The sequence below is a fragment of the Paenibacillus sp. Soil522 genome (genome assembly GCF_001428245.1).
In the GTDB taxonomy this organism is placed as follows: Bacteria; Bacillota; Bacilli; order Paenibacillales; family Paenibacillaceae; genus Pristimantibacillus.
Genome location: NZ_LMRV01000077.1, coordinates 173,366 through 194,000, shown reverse-complemented (window position 1 = coordinate 194,000; position 20,635 = coordinate 173,366). Strand labels below are relative to the sequence as shown.

Sequence of the window (20,635 nt, the reverse complement as noted above, 5' to 3'; positions counted from 1 at the left end):
TGACAATATCCAACCGACAAAATATACTACTTAATAAGTATTTAAAATATCGTTTCAATTCTTTTAAGACTATATATGCAAGTTAACCTGATGAATCTCATTGTATTAGGTATTTATAATACCGTCAAGTATTTTAAATACTGTAAAACGAAAAATGGAGGGTATTCAAAATGTCACTAGGGACAAGAATAAAACAATTGAGAATCGAACGCGGATTGACGCAGCAGGATATCGCCACGAAGCTTGCGATGGGCCGGTCGAATGTCGGGCATATCGAGAACGACCGGGTAACGCCGACAAGCGAGGATCTGCAAAAAATGGCTGATCTGTTAAATACGACCACCGATTATTTGCTTGGCCGCGATGCAGCCCCGGCAACTATTCCCGATTGGGCGACGTATAAGGATAAGCGCGACTTCAAAAAGCTGTTAGAAGAAGATGGGGAAATTATGTTCGACGGCGTACCCCTGAGTGAGGCCGACCGTCAGCGCGTAATGGATGTGCTGACCGGACTGTTCTGGGAAGCTAAGCAAATGAACAAACACAAAAAAAAGACCGAGTCGAAGGGCGATGCTCCTGATGATGCCAATGGGTAGGTGTTGCTATGGATAAAATGATTTTGAAGCTCATCCGGAAATTCAAGACCAACGACCCCTTCACCATCGCTGAGGGTCTTGGCATTCATATCCGATATGCAGACCTCGGCGAAGACACGCGAGGACTCTATTTCAAAAAGCTGCGCCGCCGGTTTATCGTCATCCACGATTCGCTGCCGGAGGATTGGCGCCGGTTCGTATGCGCTCATGAGCTCGGGCATGACCGGCTGCACCCTGGCTTTAACCGCTTTTGGCTGGATGAGCAGTCGTTTTTTAATGCGGGAAAGTATGAGCGGCAAGCGAGTAAATTTGCAGTAAGGCTGCTGACGGCCGGCGATTCTCCCGCTGCCAGCGAGACGCTTGAGGAGCTGCTTAAGCGAAATCGTGTTCCTGCGGAAATGCACAAGTTTTATTTTTGATACGATACAGCATACAAATGAGGCTTTGATTATGCAGCAGCTGCTGCGGAATCAAAGCCTCATAGTTGTTAGAAACAGTAGGCTAAATTACCCAGTTTCCATTGCGGAAGATCGGCTCGCGAGTGCCGGCCTGCGTCACACCGTCAATATTCATATCTGGCGACCCGATCATAAAGTCCTCATGAGTCAGGCTCCTATTCGCTCCATGCGCGAGAAGCTCCTCAGGCGACATTTTTGTGCCTCCCTCAAGGTTAACCGGATACGCCTGGCCCAGCGCAAGATGACAAGAGGCGTTCTCATCATACAACGTATTGAAAAAAATCACATTGGAGTTAGAGATGGGAGAGTCGTGAGGCACAAGAGCGACTTCACCCAAATGTCTAGCCCCTTCGTCAGTCTTCAACAAATTAGACAGCGCCTCATAGCCTTGCTCGGCGGAATAATCGGTGACTCTGCCATCCTTGAAGGTCAGAGAGAAGCCGTTAATCACTTGTCCGTTATAATTTAGAGGCTTCGTGCTGCGAACCGTGCCGTTCACTCCATCTTTATGCGGCATCGTGAAGACTTCTTCCGTAGGCATATTCGGATTGAAGAAAATTCCTTTGGCGTTTGCTTTGGAGCCGCCAAGCCAGATATGGCCTTCAGGCAGCTCAACGGTCAAGCTTGTGCCCGGTGCTTCGTATTGAAGCTGCTTATAGCGCTTGCGATTCAACTGCTCAACCACTTGGAGCAGCTTCGCATTATGCTCCTTCCATGCTTGAATCGGATCTTCCAAGCCAATGCGGGTAGCATCAATAATCCGCTCCCATAGCTTCTGAACGGCTTCTTCCGGCGCAAGACCCGGGAATACTTTGGCTGCCCATTCAGGCGTAGCATATGAAATAAGAGACCAGGCATTGGTGTGATTCATCAGTGAACCGCGGTAGCCGCTAAGCGCAGCAGAAGCTGTCTTAGATGCCGTCGCTACCCGAGCCGGGTCTACGCCGTTAAGCAGATCGGGATTAGGACAATAAATCTGAATAAACGCCGCCCCTGTCTCCACGTATTCTTCCCAGGCTTTGGCCCTCCACATCGGATATTCCGAGAAAGCCTCCTCTGGCGCTTTCTTATACTTAATGAGCGATAGCTCCTCATCGTTATATTCCACATGGACGTTTTTCGCTCCGGCCTCATAAGCTTTTGATGCAATAAGACGTACCAGAGGAGCAGCCGTAATCGGCGCCATAACGACAACCGTCTGCCCTTGCTGCACATTGACGCCAACGTTAACCGCGAGCGCTGCGTAATTTTCTAAATGTTGTTTTGATGGATACATTTATAATCGATCCGCCTCCATGATCAATTTACAAGTTTTATCAAACGTTAGCCTTACTTCATTATAAGGCTCACCAAAGAATTGCTCAAACGAGGCTTGAGGGGCTCGGACATGATGAATAAGCCTCCCAGCCGTTCAGCTTTTGAACGAGGGAGGCCTATTTGTTTCAACTTATAACGTATTTCTTCCCTACCAAGCTTCTTGTTTTAATACGGGCTTTCCACCTTCATAATGTCTAAGAAAGGAATTTTCGTTACGGCTCCCATATGCTCTACATGAACCTTCTTCGTTCTTGAATCCAGCGCCGTAATGACGCCTCTCACCTGCTCGGATGCCCAAATCGTCAGCAGCAGCTCCGTGCCTTCCTGCTTGGCCTCTACCAATCTCTCGCCCAGCTCCTCCAGCTCAAATTCATCTCTGGTTGGCCGCTTCGGTCCTTTTGCCATTTTTTCCCCTCCTGCTATGTATGGCAACCTCTATTTTCAATAAAAAAGGTCCCCTCACCTCCGAGGAGACCCTTTTTCTATCCATCTAAGTTACGCGAATATATCTATTATAGCATGCCGGTATTTGAGTTAGCTTACTTTTTATTTCTATATTCCTCTTCCCGTGCATGACCAAAGCGGCCTCGTATACTCGATTTGCGCTACAATGATTAATGATACTTCAGTATGATTTGCGGACACAAGTAGGCAGCCCGCCGCCAGCCATGCATCTCCCTGTGCCGGAAACCGTAAGAAGCAGAATGCCGGAGCTTGCAGAGCATATCATGTACTTAAGATGTCTTCCTTCCTGATCCCTTTCTCGCTTAAACAGGCTTTTTATAGTAAAATGGGACGACGCAACACTATACGATTATGAGGTGCCTCCATGTCCATTAGCTTCACTACATCCATAACAAGCCGGTTAAAAAGAGAAATCGCTGAATTGCAAAAGCAAAGCTTTAACGATAAGAACAAAAAAGAAAAGGCTCTCTCCAAAATAAAGCAGCTGCAAAAAAATATCAAAATGAGCTCCTCCCCCAGTGATCTAAGCAGCAAAATGACCCAAATTACAAAATTAAACGGCGAGGTAGCCAGAATTGATGCTTCTCAGGCTGATTTAGCCAAGCAGCTTGCCGCTAAGAACGCTGAGCTGAGGCAGCAGCTTGCGAAGGCTGCGCAGAAGGAAAGCAGCAACTAGCTCCAAAAAAAGAGGCCTTTCACAAGTTCAGACGAACATGTGAAGGGTCTCTTCTGCATTGCCGTAAAGCCGGGAGCTGGGTTTTGTTCGTATAAATTTACCAAACACGAGCATCCTATTGAAAAAAAGAAGGGCGGGATTGTATGCATACGGTTTGGAAAGGTGCAATCAGCTTTGGGCTGGTTCACGTACCGGTAAAAATGTTTACAGCTACGGAAGACAAGGACATTCATTTCCGTCAAATCCATAAGGCATGCGGCATGCCGATCTCCTATGCAAAGACATGCCCTCACTGCGAACAAGAGGTCAAACCCGAAGATATCGCAAAAGGGTTTGAATATGAAAAGGGCAAGTTTGTTCTTTTTAACGAGGAAGAGCTCGAAGCGATAAAGCCGGAAGCCGCACGGGTCATTCAAATTCTAGACTTTGTTAATCTGACCGATATCGATCCTTTGTATTTTCAAAAGGCTTACTATCTCTCCCCTGACATGGCCGGAGCCGGAGCTTACAACCTGCTGCTTGAGGCGATAAGACAAACGGGCAAAATCGGTATTGCCAAAATATCGATTCGAAGCAAAAGCAGCCTGGCGGCGGTCCGTGTCGTCGGAAATTGCCTTTGCATGGAGACGATGCATTATCCCGATGAAATTCGTTCCCTATCGCAGGTACCTAACCTGCCGGAGCAAATCCATGTCAATGAAAAAGAACTGCAAATGGCAAAGGCATTGATTGAGCAGCTGTCCGAAAGCTTTAATCCTGAAAAGTATACGGATGACTACCGCGCCGCAATGCTGGATGCCATTCAGCAGAAAATTGCCGGCGAAAGCGTCGATATGGTTTCGGCACCGACAGCCGGCCGCTCTAATGTCATTGACTTGATGGCTGCGCTCCAAGCCTCACTTGAAGCTGCAAAAATACCGCCCGCCGCTCCCAAAAAACGGAAGAGCCCCGCGAAGAAAGCGAAGGATGTCGTGTCATGAACCAATTATCCCTATTCCCTCCCAAAGTGCCCATGGCGCCGATCACTTCTTCCGACATTCCTGTCGGCATAGAGCGGGGATACCAAATCAAATGGGATGGCAAGCGCACGCTCGCGCTTAAATAAGCATGAATAGACCTATAAAAGCTCATTCAATGGAATGAGCTTTTATGTACGCAGAGTATTTGATGAAGATCCTTCATTTAATAAATTGAAGCAGCTGATCGATGGATTGCTTTGCTTTTTGCTTTGTCATTAAATCGAAAAAGTCCCCCATCTCATCCACCCTCTGTTTCACGTTTTTTATTGTAAAATCACGTGGAGAAAAACCAATTCGAACTTCCTCCCATGTCACAGGGGTTGATACAGATGCTTCCTTTCTTGCACGCGGGGAATAAGGGGCAGGTAATGTTCTCCCTTCACCATGCTGGATATAATCAAAATAGAGCTTTGTCCCTCTATTTTTAACGAGGCGTTCAACTGTGACCAGCTGCGGGTACTTATCCGCAATATATTGGGCAATAAACTTATTTAAATAACGTGTTTGCTCATAGGTATACCGTGCCTCAATAGGTATGTAGATTTGTAAACCTGAAGCACCTGATGTTTTTGGCTGGCTGATTAGTCCTAACGAATCTAGGACTTCCTTGATTCGTAAGGCTACTTCTAATACTAAGTTAAAGTTATCCGTATCGGTAGGATCTAAGTCAAACACTAATTCTGTTGGAAGCTTCGGCTGGTAGTAAAGATTGAACGAAACATGAAATTCTAAACATGCTTGATTTCCAAGCCAAATTAACGTCGGGATATCATTAGCCAAAATATAATTGGTTTCTCGCCAGACATGCGCAGCAACCCATTCAGGAGCATGATCAGGCAGATTTTTTTGATAAAACGATTTTCCATGAATCCCATTGGGATAGCGGATGGTGGTTAACAACCTATCTTTTGCATAAGGGAGAAAATATGGCGCCATTTCAATCAGGTATCTTATATAGTCTAATTTTGATATCTGGGACTCTGGCCAAAGTAGTTTCTCCGGATTCGTAATCCTAATTGAATGTCCTTCAACCTCAATCTCAAATTCTTTGATCATGCATCCCACCTCGCAGCAAGTGTGTATACATATTTAATCTCATCCCGATGAGAATAACCCTGAGAACTCGGTGTCTCCAAGATGATGGGCAGATCCCTTATTACAGGGCTGTGCAAAAATTCCTTCATATTATTTTCGCCGATATATCCCTTTCCGACATTGGCATGTTGGTCCCTAAAGGAGCTGCTCGGAAATACAGAATCATTAAGATGTACAGCTTTAAGGTTGGTGAAGTACCCTAAATCAATTCCCTTCTCCATAATTGTAGTCCAATTATGCCCTGTCCATAACCCGCTTGCGAATGCATGGCACGTATCGAGGCAATATCCAATTTTATGGGGATAATCCGTCAGATCACGGATTTGCACAAGCTCCTCAAACATGATCCCCATTTTCACCCCTTGTCCAGCATTATTCTCAATAAGTAAAAGGGATTTACCTTTCCAGTTTATAAGAACTTTATTCAGCATATCGATCATTAATTTATATCCCTGAAGGGGATCATGACCCTTATATTTCCCAAAATGTACGACAAGGCCGATTGATCCACACGCTTCTGTAATATCTAAATCGTTTAAAATGGAACCAATCATCACTTGTTGCATCTTTGGATCTTCAATAGATAGATTAGTGGGATAAGGGGCATGTGCTACGGAAATAAGTCCATGCTCTTGGCAAAAACGATCACAACTATTTGCATCCCTATGATCATAGGACTTCATAGACAAACTGCGCGGATTTTTGGGAAAATACTGGAAAGCCTTTCCCCCCAGCTTTAATGCCTTCTGGGCTGCGGCTAGATATCCGTTGCTAATACTCACATGACTTCCAAGCTTCATTCATTTTCTCCCCTCATTCCAACCATTTTATGCTTCTCAGGCAAATATACTTTTATACTTCCTTACACGAATATCGAATATACCAGGATTTAGAATAAATGTTGAAGGATCTGGATCAGTTAGATGTGAAGGGATAAAAATAGAGATTGCCCAGAAATTTATTCATGCATCCGATCGCGAAAAAAGCCGGCCTCAGACAACATGGATTTTAGTTGGTACCGGCTTTCATTATGCAAAAAAGATTATTTTCCTCCCGCATCCAGATAAGCTTGAACCTGCTTGATGACTTCCGCGCGAATATTCTCAAGTCCCAAATCGCGCATTTCTTTATTTGCTTTCTGAGCGAGCTCGCGCCATTTTGGCTCCAGGCCGCTCATGAGGATATCTGCCGCCGCTTGCAATTTCGGTGTAATTTTAGCAATTTCCGTTGCGACCGGGTTCGTGTCGAATATAAATCCGGACAACGGAATTTGATAGTAGCTGTTTTTATCCTTTGCATAAGCAAGGTATTTCAAGGTTTCGGCATCCTGATTCGTATTTATTCGGGAAAGTGAGGGATTCCAGGTTAACTCATAGCGTCGTCTTGTAGCCGTTGTCTCCATCTTTGATCCAATGCTCGCCTTCGATGCCAAGCTCGAACAAATCGTGGTTTTCTTTGCTGCTGAAGAGCCAATCGATGAACTTCATCGTGCGATCCGCATATTTGGAGCTAACGGGAATGACCACGCTGTTGACTGAGCGGAAATCGGTCCGGAGTGCTCCCGGCTTCATATCCCGAACCTCTTGGCTTTGGTAAAGGAACGGTTCCATGTCGCTATTCGGTACTACTTTCTTCAGGTCGGATCTTGCCCTTGCCAATCCAGTCAGACTTCCTTCACCAGAAACATTTTTCGCAGGATCGAGAGCCTGTACCGCAGCGACCGACAGTGGATCTTTATTGCTATACTTTCTCCACTCGGTTCGCGTCCCAAAGTGCCCATAGATGAAATCATGTGTATGAAATGGCGCAGGGAATTGGGCGAATTCGGACTCCGGATCCCCTATCGTCGCAGCGCCGAGCACCTTCTTCCCGTCTGGCGACAGAGCGACGCTGAACGGAATTCCGCCGGTAAAGGATTCGGCAAGTATCGGTGCCAAGCGAATATCCTTGCGCCCTTTCTCCTCGGGAATAAACATTTTAAAATATCCGCGCCCGCCTACCGGTAAAGGAATATAATCCGGGTACTTCTCCAGTACTTTATCATAGTAGATCCTAAGCTCTTCCATCGTTTTAATCGACTTCATGCCCAGCTCTTCGCGAATATCCTTTCGGATGCTGACAATTGACGGATCGACATACGAGGTCATAAACGGAATGGTATAAATATGTCCATTGATTTTATTGGCTTCGATAATTTCCGGGGGAAATGCTTTTTTCAGTCCCGGGTAAACGTCATTATTGAAATATTCGTCAAGCTGTTGGTAATAACCCAGACTGACATTGTTGTATAATTGCTGCCATGGAGCGTCAAACAATAAGTCAACCGGTTCGCCTGTTGACATTTTTAGCAATACTTTTTGTTTATGATCGGGCACGGGGTTGTATTCAAATTCAAGTTTCGTATTAAGCGTATCCTTAGTGATCTCCTCGAATTTGGACAGTACCTTGTCCAAATCTATCGGCTTGCCGCCAAAAAGCATCAGCTTAAGCACCACCGGTTCCAACGGGTTTTTGACCGCTTCGGTCGAAGCGTCCGTCGGGGCTGCCGTGTTTCCGCTTTCGGAGTTACTGTTAGCGCACGCCGACAAGATCCCTGTTATGCAGACCAAAATTCCGAGGACAGGGATAGCGATTTTTTTGATTTTGCGTTTCATTCCAGCATGGCCTTCCTTTCTCATAACCTTGATATATACTATAACGCCTTTGGGGCGAGTTCAGCCAAATTTGGGTATTTAACATCAACATATAGAATGCAGCTGTTTTATAGTAAGTTTCACCAATTCCAATCATGAAAAAACGCCGGCGCCATACAAATTGGAATATGCCTGGCGCCGACATTGGTTACGCCAGAAGGGGTAATTTTCCTCCCGCGTCCAGTTTACCTTGTATCAGCTTGATGACTTCGATGCAATCACAAACGCTGTTGTGAGCGGAAATCGGTCTGGAGCACTCCCGGCTTCATATCCCGGACCTCCTGTCCATCGTTTTACCTGTTACAATGCGGCAAGGGCAGTGATCTCGCTGGCAGTAAGAGCTCTACTATAAATACGGAAGTCATCCACACGCCCATTGAGATAGGGGTCGGCAAATTGGGAGCGGCCGATCCAATTTTGTGTGGTGGAGCCCAGATCGGACGGTTTAAGGGTCATGGCGGTATTGCTCCCTACTTGAAGACCGTCAACGTAGAGGGTGCCCGTTGCGCCATTCAATGTGACGGCTACATGATGCCAGCCTCCTGTTGGCAGCGCCGACTGCCCCTCAATGATTTGTTCACTTGAGCCATTGTTCTTGATCGCAAAGCGGATTTTGCCGTTAGATCCATTTTTCGGCGTGAGGAACATATAAGTTGAAGTTCCGGAACCGAAATCAAAAATACGCATCCAGTTGCTCACGGTATCCAGATTCACCCAAGCCGCAATGGTGGCATTGTCTGCACTGGAGACAAGACCGGCAGGAAGAGCAACATAGTCGTTTGTTCCGTCAAGATCCACGGCGTTGCCGCTTTTACCGGCAGCCCATAACGGGCCGCCCGCAAGAGTGCCGTTCCAACCGCTGCCAGTGGCATCGGCTGCCGTTATTCCGCTTGTCTCGTTGAATTCAAGCTGCGCTATTGGCATTGTTGCGCTGGCTTCCGTAGAATTATTACTCTCATGGCCAGGATTAACAGCGCTTACGACATAATAATACGCGGCGCCGGCAGTCAGGCCTGTATCCGTATAACTTGTTCCCGTTATGACTGTAGCAATGTTTGTATAGGGGCCTCCGCTGACTGTAGCGCGCTTGACGTTATAACCGGTCGCATTCGAGGCAGCCGTCCAATTAAGGCCGATTTGCAAACCGCTTGCCGCCTTGGCTGACAAACCTGTCGGTACAGTCGGTACTGCTAATGTTTTCCCATCCATCACATTAGTTACTTCAGATGCGCTTATAGCACGGTTATAGATTCTGAAATCATCAACCTGCCCTTTTAAATATTTATCTCCTGTCCATGCAGATTTTCCGATAAAGTTTCCGCTGATGGTTGGCGCCAAATCGGAAGGTTTAAACGTCATCCCGGTATTTCTTGCCGCCTCTGCTCCGTCTATATATAGAATACCCGTACTGCCGGATAGAGTTACAGCAACGTGCTTCCATGTGTTGGCCGATAAATTGCTGCCCTGTGAAATATTCTGTTCTGCCAAAGAGCCGTTTGCGGTAATCGTAAATCGGCTTCCCTTAAGAAGCATCATCATGTATTTCGTCGGAGTTGCTGCCGCTGCCGGCCCAGCCGTAAATAAGCTGATCGCATCAGCCGTGTTACTGCTATTCACCCAGGCCGAAATGGTCATATCGCTTAAATTATCCACAATATTGCCTGGAAGAGTTACATAAGCGGCAGTAGTATTCGTTCCTCCAAAGTTAATGGCATTCTCGTATTTACCTGCCGTCCAGGTTGTATTGCTGCCGCCATTTACAGTCCCGCTATTCCCGTATCCGGATGAGTCTGCGGTTGTAGTCCCGCTTGATTCGTCAAATTTATACCAAGCTATCAAACTAGAATCCGGCATGGCATTTGGGGTTTTTGCTGAAGCTATAACGGATATGCCTGATTCTCCTACTGCATTTACTGCTGTTACTTTATAGTAATAAGTTGTATTAGACTTTAATCCTTTGCTTTCAAATGTTGTTCCTGTAATAACATCCGTATTTACCTTTGTATAAATAGCATTAGCTGCTGAAGAATTAGCCACGTATACATGATAGCCCGTTGCTCCTGTTACTGCAGACCAGCTCAGGTTTATCGAACTATAATCTGCTGGTGTTGCCGTGACTCCTGTTGGCGCTGTCGTCACGGTGGCCAAAGTTTGTCCATTCATCACACTCGTAACTTCAGAAGCACTTATAGCACGGTTATAGATTCTGAAGTCATCAACCTGCCCTTTCAGATATTTGTCTCCTGTCCATGCCGATTTTCCTATAAAGTTTCCGCTGCTAGTCGGCGCCAAATCGGAAGGCTTTAACGTCATCCCCGTATTTTGTGCTGCTTGCGCTCCGTCTATATATAGAGTGCCGGTGCTGCCGTTTAATGTAACCGCGATGTGCTTCCAGGTGTTCGCCGTTAAATTGCCGCCTGGTGAAATATTCTGCTCTGCCGAATTTCCATTTGCGGTAATCGTAAATCGGCTTCCATTAAGCATCATCATCATATATTTCGTCGGAATTGCAGCAGCAGCCGGCCCGGCCGTAAATAAGCTGATCGCATCAGACGTATTACTGCTATTGACCCAGGCAGAAATAGTCATACTTGTGAAATTATCCACGACATTGCCTGGCAGCGCCACATAAGCGGCAGTGGTATTCGTTCCTCCAAAGTTAATGGCATTCCCATATTTACCTGTTGTCCACGTTGCATTAGTGCCGCCATTAACAGTCCCGCTGTTCCCATATCCGGAAGAATCCGCGGCTGTAGTTCCGCTTGTTTCGTTAAATGGATACCAGGTTTTTAAGTTAGTATCCGCTACTACTTGTACAGTGGCATTATAAGTCTGTCCGTTATATGCGGCTGTAATCGCAGCTGTACCTGCACTTATCCCCCTGACTACACCAGCCGAATCCACGGTTGCCACGGCCGTATTTAATGATGAATAACCGGCTTGACTGGTAAGATTCTGGGCGGTCCTGTCCGGGTACATGACCGTTAATACCGTATTATGCGTATCATTTACCATAAGGGTATAACTGCTTGCATCCAAAGCCGGTGTGCCCGTTCCTCCTGTTGTTGCCGATACAACAGAGGACGTCGTTCCTCCGGCTATACCTACCTGATAATAGTAAATCGTATTCGTATTTAACCCTGTACTGCTGTAAGAGGCTGCTGTAATGGGCGCACTGTTAAGCTTTGTAAAAACGCCATCTGCTGCTGTAGATCGATAGATGTTATACCCTAGTGCTCCTGGTACAGCCGTCCAGCTTAAGTTAATCGTATTCGAGCCTGCCGACGTTGCTGTCAACCCTGTTATTCCGGCTAAAGTGATTTGGTTGCTCAAGCCAACCGTCTTTGCTGCATCGGGTGTGTACAACAACATAGCAAGCGGATAATCTTTTGGTGCAACTTCCGGCATTCTCGTTTCATAGGCATAGGCCAAGTATTTATATTTTTCCTGGGTCATATCCCTCTGTTCAATATATTTATAATAGTTATATAAAACACTGTAGAAAGCATCGATCCTGCCCCTGCCATCTGCGTTGATCGTTTCATAATATGAATTTGGCCAATGGCCGGCAGGTGTCCATAAAACATCATAACCCAGATGATACTTTAGAACATACGTCGTACCTGCGAGCAACCGGTCATCCAGGAAGTTGAATACATTCACCGCGTTAGCGGCAGTAGACATCGTTCCATTTACCGGGTCAACTTTCGTGCCTTGAGCATAGATGGTTTGTGCCAATGCAGATAGTCCAGCGACATCGTCATAAGAATGCCCCACATCGCGCCCCATTTCTATTAACTGCACGTGATAATCCGACGGATCCAATGTCGCTCCTGTTTCCTCATTTGTCGTCATCATACGCATCTGATACTTAATAGAACCATTAATCCCTCCTTGAGCACCTGCGGAATTAACGGTTGTTGCTTCTACTGCCTCTGCATAAAGCTGCAAGTCATTGGTAAAGATTGCTCTTCCTATAGTCCCCATAACTGTAAACTGATGCTGATTCATAAAAAATGTATGAGCGTTATAAGTAACCGTACAAAGGTTCATCGCATTGGTAAGATTCGCAGTATCCGCAGCCGTCCATTTCAGACTCTGCGTTGGCGTAACGGAATAGCGTAAAATTTCTGACGCTGCCGCGAGCAAATAAGTCATCGTTGCGAAACGGAAACTCGAATGTGTAGCCACAGACTGTATGGCAGAATAATCTCTTATGATCGTCATGGCATTGGAACGATACGTTTCATCGCCGGTAATATACCACATAATCGCCTGTTTGAAAGCGGTTTCAGAATCCGTGTTGGCACGCGTTCCTACATAATCGCTGGGATCAGACCAATATACGCCATTTGCGTCAGTAAACCCCCAAGGACCGCGAATATTTATGAAAATATCATTCCCAGGCTCATAATATATTCTTGGAGTTTTACTGGATGAAGGGTCACTTGCAAAAGCATTAAATGCCGTATTCCAAGGCTCGTCGCCTGCTCTTACATGATCACGCATATTGTCTAAGTCTGCCATAGACATGGCAATGCCCGGATGGTGAATGGTTCCTGATATCGTGTTCCCGGAAGAATCCGTATAGGAAGCATTTACATCGGCATTTACTACCTGCGGTTTGTAAGAAGTGATCAGCGGTGAAATAGCCGCATTCGCTGTCGGGCTGCCAAGACCGATAAAGCTTGTTACTGCCAAAATAAAACAAAGAATACTGAAAAGAACCTTTTGACAGCGCTTTCTTTTCTTAAAGGGATCCATTTCATTTTCCTCCTTTTTATTGATACTCATCGTTTTTTCTCGAAGGCTAGATTAAAAGCGAGAGGAAGGCAAAAATAAACCTTCCTCCCTTATTCCTGATGTTTGTTAGTTATTGCCTGCGTTAGATTTATAGGGTACTCTGACGGTACTTCGTCGGCCTTCACTCAATCTGTTAAAATTCAGTTAGATTACGATTTTAGCCCATCGGATCAGGATGTCCGCTTGTTCCTTCGTGAAGTATTTGCCTGTATGATCCGTCACTAGCTTGATATAGTCGGCCATCATGCTCCTCGCCGCGTCGATTTTGCCGCTCGCAGCTGCAGCTTTCGCCTGATCGAGCTTCTGATTGTACGAGGCGGCTACCGTTTCCCACGCTTTGGTGCCTGTTGTCTTCAGGAAGCCGTTCGTCACGTTCTTCAAGCTATCAAACGTGACCGTCACCGTAAAGGTGTGGGTAACCGTTGTTTGATGGCCCGCCATATCCTCTGCCGTAACCGATACCGTGTTCTGACCCGCAGGCAGCGTGTACGCTTTCGCTTGAACCAGCGGTTTCCCGCACGGCGTACCGTATACGCTCGATACGACATCGGTGGCGACGCATGTAATGGTCACCGTTTGGTCGATCGTGTACGACGTCCCGCCCGTTATCTGAACCACGGGTTTGCTGCGGTCGATCTTGATCTCCAGCTTTTGCACTTCTCCCGGTTCAACGGAACGGCGGTACAGCACCTGATGCGTTCCCTCTTTGTCAATGGTGACAGACTCGTTATACACAGCCCAGGTGACTCCGCCGTCCAGACTGTATTCCGCGATTGCCGCAGGAGACAGTGTCACCGTTACAGGGGACGTATACCAGCCGTTCTTGCCGTTTGGAGCCGCAGGATCTACGGACGCCATTACATCCTTCCACTGCAGCCCTTTGAGCGCCGCAAACAAACTCGCTGATGCCGCATCGATGTCGGCTTGTGTCGCACCTGCATTGCTGTAGACCGCTTGCGCTTTCGATACTTCCGCCTGAAGCGCTTGTACGCTTTCCTCTTTGTAGAGCTCGGTATTGATCTTCGCAGCTTCTTCCAGCAGAACCGGAATCAACGTGTTGTCAATCCAGACCTTGGCCGTATTGTTCATGGCGGCCTTGATCTCTTCCGCGCTCAGGACATAGTTGTAGACACGGAATTCGTCGACCATACCGTTCAGCAGCGGATCCGGCCATTGGCTTTTGCCGATGTAGTTATTTTTCGGTTTGAAATCGCTCACTTTGATTGTCGTATTGCTGTTCGTCGCCTTGAGCTCGCCGTTCACATACAGATCCGCCTTATTCGCACCGAGCGTCACCGCCACGTGCACCCATTGATTCGCAGGCAGCTGCGCGGTTTGCGTGACCTGTTCGCTGCCTCCATTCTTGATCGCGAAGCGCAGCGTATCGCTGCCTGATCTTGGCGTCAGGAACATGTTTTGATTGGTGTCGTTGCCAAAGTCAAAGATTCGCTGCCACGCGTTGCCGCCCTTCCAATACACCCAAGTCGCCAAGGTGATCTCGTTGAAACCCGCCAGAGCATGCGTCGCAGGCAGTTTAACATAGTTGTCCGTGCCGTCAAGATCGATGGCTTGGCCATTCTTTCCAGCCGTGTAAGCCGGGGTTCCGAATACGGCTGAGCCGGATGCGGACGACCCGAACGAATTGTTCGCATTTCCTTCAAACGCGTAGAGCGAGAGAGGGACGGGAACGAGCAGCTTTTCTGCTTGGTCAAGCTCAGCTGCAAGCTGCGCCTTATCGGCTTCCGGCTTCGCGATCTCCGCCTCGATCCGCGACGCTTCCTTGAGATAGAGGTAGTAGCTGCCCTTCGTATAGTCTTCAGCCGGAAGGATATGAAGCTTCACCTTGAAGTCCACCGTCTGGCTGACCGCAAAGCTTCCGTTACTGACTGTAAACGTTACCGGGTGGCTGCCATAATCCGCTTGGGTTGGAATCCAGGTAAAGACACCTTTCGCGAAGTCGAATGACGCGCCGGAAGGCATATTCGAAGCTTTGTAAACGAGCGGCGCTCCGCTCGGATCGGAAGCGGTTACCTGATAGGTGAACAACTGCTTTGCCACAGCCTCCACCGTCGTGTCCGTACCGATAACCGGCTGTCCTTTGACCGTAATCTTGACCGTGCGGGAAGTCGACAATTCGCCGGATTTTACGGTAAACGTTACGGTATAGACGCCGCCTTGTTCTTTGCCCGGCGTCCAGTCGAATGTGCGGGTATCCGCGTCGAACGCCGCTCCGGCAGGCAGGCCGGTTGCTCCGTATACGATCTCAGAGGCATTCGAGGCGTTTACCGTAAAAGTAAGCCGTTCGCCTGCCAAGACGGATTTGTTGCCAATAGGATCAAGCACCGGTAATCCGGGAATATATTGCAGTCCTTTCAGCGCCGTGAGCAGGTCGGCTGAAGCCGCATTCACATCCTGCTGAGTCGCAACGGCACTTGCGGCAACCGTTTTCGCATTCGCAGCCGCCGTTTGCATGGCATCATAACTTTCGGCTGTGTAATGTTCGGCAACAGCCGCGGCAGCTTCATCCAGCAAAAGCGTGAGCAAGCTGTTATCAAACCATGCCGATGTTTTCGTATAAATCGCTTTGATCTCGTCAGCGCTCAAGACGGAAGTATAAACGCGGAATTCGTCAATCTTGCCGCTAAACAACGGATCAGGAAATTGGCTTTTGCCGATATAGTTGTTGCCTGGCTTGAAGTCGCTCGGTTTGATCGTGAGCTTATTATTCTGAGCCTTCAGTTCGCCGTTCACGTACATCTTCGCCGTACCGCTGCCCAGCGTTACCGCAACATGCACCCATTGACCTGCAGGAAGCTGCGAGGTTTCCACAAATTGTTCGGTGCCGTTTTTGATCGCGAAACGCATCGTATTCGTGCCCGTTTTCGGTGTCAGGAACATATATTGATTACTGTTGTTGCTCCAGTCGAAAAGGCGCTGCCACTGGCTGTTTCCATTCCAGTTCACCCAGGTTGCAATTGTGATTTCATCGGCAGTGGACAAGTTATGTGTCCGGGGAAGCGTGACATAGCTGTCCGTGCCGTTCAGTTCGACCGCCTGGCCGATCTTTCCGGCCGAATAAGCAGGCGTTCCGGTGAGGGTGCCGTCGGACGAGCCGAATGCATTACCCGCATTCCCTTCAAACGAATAAAGCGATGTTGTATACGGAACGAGTTGATTCCGGGAATCGTAGATTTTGTTAATCAGCGCCGCCTCGTCGGCATCCGGCTTCAGCATTTCCGCCTTGATGCGGTCAAGCTCTTGATGGAACAGGTAGAAGCTGGCCTTCGTATAAGCCGAAGCCGGCAAGCTCTCTGCCTCCTGCATCACGACTTCAATCGGATCCGCAGATACAGATGCGGCATAGAACGGCTGCGCCGATCCGTCTTCGTGAATCGGCAAAATCTTGTAGTAAACGCTACCGTAACGCAGGTTCGTTTCCTGGAAGGAAGTTGCTCTCGTCCCCGCAAGAACGAGCGTCCAAGGCGAACCGTCTACCGGCTGTGTCGTACCCGGCTTCAATTCCGGATCGGTTTGGCCTGCTGCCAAATCCGTAGTACGGTACAGATTGAACCAGGACGCTTGTTTCGGTTTATTCCAGTACAGCGTCGCTTGGTCCTGTACTTTGGCAACAAACGGAGTGACGCTGCCTTGCGGTGTCTCCGTCATCGTGACCTCGCTGAACTGCGCCTGGTCGGAAGCGACGACGCCGGTGTAATAAGCATAAGGCAGCAGGGTGATCATTTTCGTCACATAGGTCCAATTCGTTCCGTCCTTGGATACGAAAGCGTACACCGTCTGCGAGTCATGGTCACGCATCAGTTTGACATACGGATACTCCACCGCGGTGTAGCCTTTAATTTTCGCATTTAGCGGACTTACAGCCTCATTCGACCATTGATGGAACGAGACCCGCGTACGGTTTTGCAACACGAGGTTGCCGTTTTGGTCCACGCCGAAATAAATGTAGCGGGCTTTGTCTTCAGTGAGCCGGTCACGCATCATAATGCCGCTTGCTTCTCCAGATACGCTGCCCAGCTTCGCTCTGATCGAGCTGCTGCCGGCTGCCGCCTGGCTGACAAAATGAAGCGAGTCATTGATATCCCGTTTGTAGATATTGGAATCGTCGCCTTGGCCGAGGCCTGTCCCGCCCACAGAGTCGATCGTGATGGATGACCCGTCGATTAACGCGGTACCTGATGTGGTCCCTAACGGATCGTCGCGCCATGCCGTGTCCGTTTGTCCGGATACCGGCATCGTCAAATCAACTTTTGCACGATACGAATCCCAGCCCGCACCGTTCACGTTCACGGCAGCGACTTTGTAATAATACACTTTGCCATTCTGGGCCGCCGTGTCCTTGTAATAGTTGCCCGTTACCCCGCTTGAGATGGTCTCGTATTCGCCGTTCTCCGATTCCGAACGTTTAATGGTGTAGGATTGCCCGCCGGATGTCGTTTTCCAGGAGATGCCGACATAACCGTTGCCTGCAAGCGCATTGACAAAATCAACGTGGAAAGGTTTCGGAGCAAGCTCCATATCCGATGTTAATTTCAGCACCATCGCGGTTTTTGGCGCAATGGTCACTTTGCCGTTAACGACCGGAACGTTCGTCCCCGACACAAGGTCGAGCACCGCGCTTCCTGTAAAGCCGGCCGGCAGTTCCACGTCGAACGTCTGTTTGTTGCCGTATTCATCGCGAGTCGTATTGAAAATCATGAAATATTTGCCGTACCTTGACGTCTGCAATTCCGGATAACCGGAATAAGGATTGTCCGCTTCAAAGTTGTCGCGGTTCACCCTGCCGACGCCCGGCTGATAAGAAGCCGGTGCAGCCTCGCCGACCAGAGCCTGCGGCGCCCCGCTCCAATTGTTCGCCGTGGAAGACTGAAAGTCCCAGTCGATGGCGTCTGCTCGCAAGTAGTAGTCTTCATACCGGAAAATGTTATTGGTTGCGATCTGAACGATATGGTCGTAGTTGTCTTTCAGCACATGAAGACGCCCGTTGCTTGTCGTACCGCGATTGCGGTAATTCAGCGCGCCGAAAATCCTCAAATCGCCATCTTTTACCGATAGGTATAAATTGTCGATGTCCGCCCACGCAAACTGCTGATAGTCGCCTTGATTGACGCCGAGGGCGGCAATTTCCTCCGGCTTGTAGTAGTCGAAATCCGTTTGCGGAAGGACAACCCCTGCCATCGCATTTCCGCCAAACCGACTGTAATTGGCCCGATCGGCCGTGACATATTTGTAGGTTTCCGCCAGCAGGTAATTCGGTGAACTGTTTGTTCCTCTACTCCCGAAGTCGTCAACATGCAAGAGCTGGCGATCCGCAAGCTGCTGCTGCACGAAACCAACCGCTTCTTTCGCATACTTCCAGTACGCGTCCCACTCGGGACCGCTGTATCTTTGCTCGTTTTGGGCCATCGCCAATTCCAGGGACGCATACTGCATCCCCATTCCAAGGCCCACTCTCGCGCCATATGCAGGGAAACCGATGAGACTCGGGTTTCGCTCATCCGTGACTTGTTCCGTTCTCATCACTCTTTTTCCGTTGCCATCCAAAGACGAATAACGGACAAATCCGCGGGCGTGTATATTTTTCAATGCCGCCTTCAGGATTTCGTCATTCATTTCCTCGTCTCCGGTGTGGCCGAGCGTTTTATAGTAATAATTCAGAACATAGTTTGCTGCCTCTCCATAGTTGGCGACATAGCCATTTTCCCTTGTGAGCCCTGCCTCCGTCAGACCGGTGAAATGCTTGCCGTAAGGCAGCCGTCTGACAATCTTGCCTTCCGCGTCCAGCTTGCTCTTGGCAAGCCCCTTGCCGACGACGCGGATGAAATCGTTCGTAAAGACCGCCGTCCCATTATGATAGAACAGGGAATGATACAGATCCAATTCTTCGCCGTTTGGACCGACCAGCACTTCTTCACCGAGGAATGGCTTTATCCCCAATGCCTCAAGCAGGATTTGATGGCTTCGCTCTTTGCCTTCAAAGTACGGTGAACCGATAATGCGAAGCCCTTCGTGAGCCTCCCATGCACCTTCGTAAGTATACAGCACCTGGTTATAAATATAAGAAAGCCGTGCGCGTGCAAAGTCGAAATTTGCTTTCAGAACCCGCTCCCACGCTTCACGGCGCGTCAGCTCGCCGCCGTTCCAGTCCGTACTCGCCAAGGAGAACTCACCTGCAGCGGTTCCGGTGACGAACGGCTGATCCAGGAACGCGCTCCACGCTGCTTCCCCATAGACGGAGTCGTCTTTCATCAGGTTCTCGACGATGTACAGCGCTTCCCCGAGAGCGCCGTAGTAGCCGCCCCAGTCGCCCTGGTGTCCGCCCCGCAGCACAAGTCTCGTATTACCATAATAATCCTTGACATGGTTGTCGATCGTTTTGAAAATGCGCTGAAGCGCCGCCTTTTTCTCTTCCGGCGTCTTCGCCGGAGACCAGCTGTATTTCAAAGCGTTCGCGTAAAATTTCAACTCATCCTGATAACGGACGATCGAAAGCTTGCCGCCCGTATTGGCATCCACTTTAGCCGAAAAATTGTTAAACAGGCTGATATTGCCTTGCGTGTAGCCGTCGATTTTCGCCTGCTTCTCCGCATCCGTCAAATCCGGTGTCAGCATCGTATCCGGATTCTGATCCGGTTTGAATTTATTACCCTGCTTCTCCCCATCTACATTAATATAGGGTTGCGTGTGGGTGTAGGCATTAAAATAGCCTCTTGAGGCGATGGTCAAATTGCCCCTCGGATTAAACGTCTTGATCGTAATCTCGACCGTTTCTTTCCCTGCCGTTGATTCGAGCGGAAGCATGATCGTGTTGTAGATAAAGCGGTTCGGCAAAGTATATCCCTTGTTAATGGCTTCATAGTCGCCGTACGAGATATAACCTACCTGCTCGCCGTTAATGTTGATCATGCTGGTGTAGCCTGAAGAACTTTCTTCTCCCGAAAATTTCACGGTTAAATAGTTGCGCAAGTAGGGATCAACTTTCATCGTGAATGTCAAGTCTCCGTTTTGTCCTTCGAGCGGAACCCGCGGATTCGAAACCCGGGCAAGCTCGCCGAATAGACCCGTGACGGCGCTCGTAAAATCCCCTGTGAACCGGTGTTCTTGCTCGGACGCCGCGCTGCCGAAAATGATTTTATCCAGATAACCGTTGGCGGATGACTCCTCTGCCGCACGCACCAAAGTGCCTGGCATCGGTCCGACCGCCTGCAAAATCAATGCTGCAATCAGGGAAATAACCACAACCCGCCCGGCTTGTTTCGACGTTTTCCTTATTTGTTTGAATATGTACTTGAAGCAACTTTTCATTTAACTTTTGTCCTCCTTAAAATAAATAGATTCTCGGCGTTCACCGATAAAGCGTTTTCAAATCACTGCTTATGTAACTTCACCTCCCTTTCAGTTTCACAGCTTGTATTAGGAAATCATGGAAATCATGCGCTTTCGTAATCCTCATTTGTACTTCCTCCTCGGAGCATCATATACAACTAAATGACTC

General features: G+C 48.5%; 13 protein-coding genes. 5 read left to right on the top strand and 8 right to left on the bottom strand.

Annotated features, from left to right (window positions below):
* Window positions 1–170 precede the first annotated feature (170 nt).
* Complete coding sequence (locus tag ASG81_RS24340) at window positions 171–596, top strand: helix-turn-helix domain-containing protein (protein ID WP_056640499.1); 426 nt, start codon at window positions 171–173, stop codon at window positions 594–596.
* Between the two features lie 8 nt (window positions 597–604).
* On the top strand, window positions 605–1,015 hold the full coding sequence (locus ASG81_RS24335) for an ImmA/IrrE family metallo-endopeptidase (RefSeq protein ID WP_056640496.1): 411 nt from the start codon (window positions 605–607) through the stop codon (window positions 1,013–1,015).
* 82 nt (window positions 1,016–1,097) lie between these two features.
* Here ASG81_RS24335 and ASG81_RS24330 read toward each other — a convergent pair whose 3' ends face one another.
* Complete coding sequence (locus ASG81_RS24330) at window positions 1,098–2,330, bottom strand: aminopeptidase (RefSeq protein WP_056640491.1); 1,233 nt, start codon at window positions 2,328–2,330, stop codon at window positions 1,098–1,100.
* 206 nt (window positions 2,331–2,536) lie between these two features.
* Window positions 2,537–2,776: a YolD-like family protein gene (locus tag ASG81_RS24325; protein ID WP_056640488.1), complete on the bottom strand. Its 240-nt coding sequence runs from the start codon at window positions 2,774–2,776 to the stop codon at window positions 2,537–2,539.
* A 424-nt stretch (window positions 2,777–3,200) separates the two neighbouring features.
* Between ASG81_RS24325 and ASG81_RS24320 the strand changes: the two genes are divergently transcribed.
* From ASG81_RS24320 to ASG81_RS33585, 3 genes are all read left to right on the top strand, one after another.
* The gene (locus tag ASG81_RS24320) at window positions 3,201–3,512 is read left to right on the top strand and encodes a hypothetical protein (protein ID WP_056640485.1); all 312 of its coding nucleotides are present in this window, start codon (window positions 3,201–3,203) and stop codon (window positions 3,510–3,512) included.
* A 143-nt stretch (window positions 3,513–3,655) separates the two neighbouring features.
* Window positions 3,656–4,492: a non-homologous end joining protein Ku gene (gene ku / locus ASG81_RS24315; RefSeq protein ID WP_056640482.1), complete on the top strand. Its 837-nt coding sequence runs from the start codon at window positions 3,656–3,658 to the stop codon at window positions 4,490–4,492.
* Window positions 4,489–4,617 carry a hypothetical protein gene (locus ASG81_RS33585; protein ID WP_268795820.1) on the top strand — a complete coding sequence of 43 codons (129 nt, stop codon included), beginning with the start codon at window positions 4,489–4,491 and terminating at the stop codon, window positions 4,615–4,617. The genes ku and ASG81_RS33585 overlap by 4 nt, the downstream gene beginning before the upstream one ends.
* 73 nt (window positions 4,618–4,690) lie before the next feature.
* Here ASG81_RS33585 and ligD read toward each other — a convergent pair whose 3' ends face one another.
* The 6 genes from ligD to ASG81_RS24285 all read right to left on the bottom strand — a co-directional run bounded on the left by ligD (window position 4,691) and on the right by ASG81_RS24285 (window position 20,445).
* Entirely contained in the window at window positions 4,691–5,587 is an 897-nt protein-coding gene (gene ligD / locus ASG81_RS24310; protein ID WP_056640479.1) for a non-homologous end-joining DNA ligase, read from the bottom strand.
* A complete protein-coding gene (locus ASG81_RS24305) occupies window positions 5,584–6,426 on the bottom strand; it encodes a deoxyribonuclease IV (protein WP_056640475.1) in 843 nt (280 codons plus the stop codon). Before ASG81_RS24305 ends, ligD begins: the two co-directional genes overlap by 4 nt.
* A gap of 242 nt (window positions 6,427–6,668) precedes the next feature.
* On the bottom strand, window positions 6,669–6,941 hold the full coding sequence (locus ASG81_RS24300; RefSeq protein ID WP_056640472.1) for a DUF3502 domain-containing protein: 273 nt from the start codon (window positions 6,939–6,941) through the stop codon (window positions 6,669–6,671).
* A 55-nt stretch (window positions 6,942–6,996) separates the two neighbouring features.
* A complete protein-coding gene (locus ASG81_RS24295) occupies window positions 6,997–8,280 on the bottom strand; it encodes an ABC transporter substrate-binding protein (RefSeq protein WP_056640470.1) in 1,284 nt (427 codons plus the stop codon).
* 339 nt (window positions 8,281–8,619) lie between these two features.
* Window positions 8,620–13,083 (bottom strand): LamG-like jellyroll fold domain-containing protein, encoded by a 4,464-nt coding sequence (locus ASG81_RS24290; protein ID WP_056640467.1) that lies wholly within the window; start codon window positions 13,081–13,083, stop codon window positions 8,620–8,622.
* Window positions 13,084–13,266: 183 nt separating this feature from the next.
* Window positions 13,267–20,445 (bottom strand): LamG-like jellyroll fold domain-containing protein, encoded by a 7,179-nt coding sequence (locus ASG81_RS24285; RefSeq protein ID WP_056640464.1) that lies wholly within the window; start codon window positions 20,443–20,445, stop codon window positions 13,267–13,269.
* Between the last annotated feature and the right edge of the window lie 190 nt (window positions 20,446–20,635).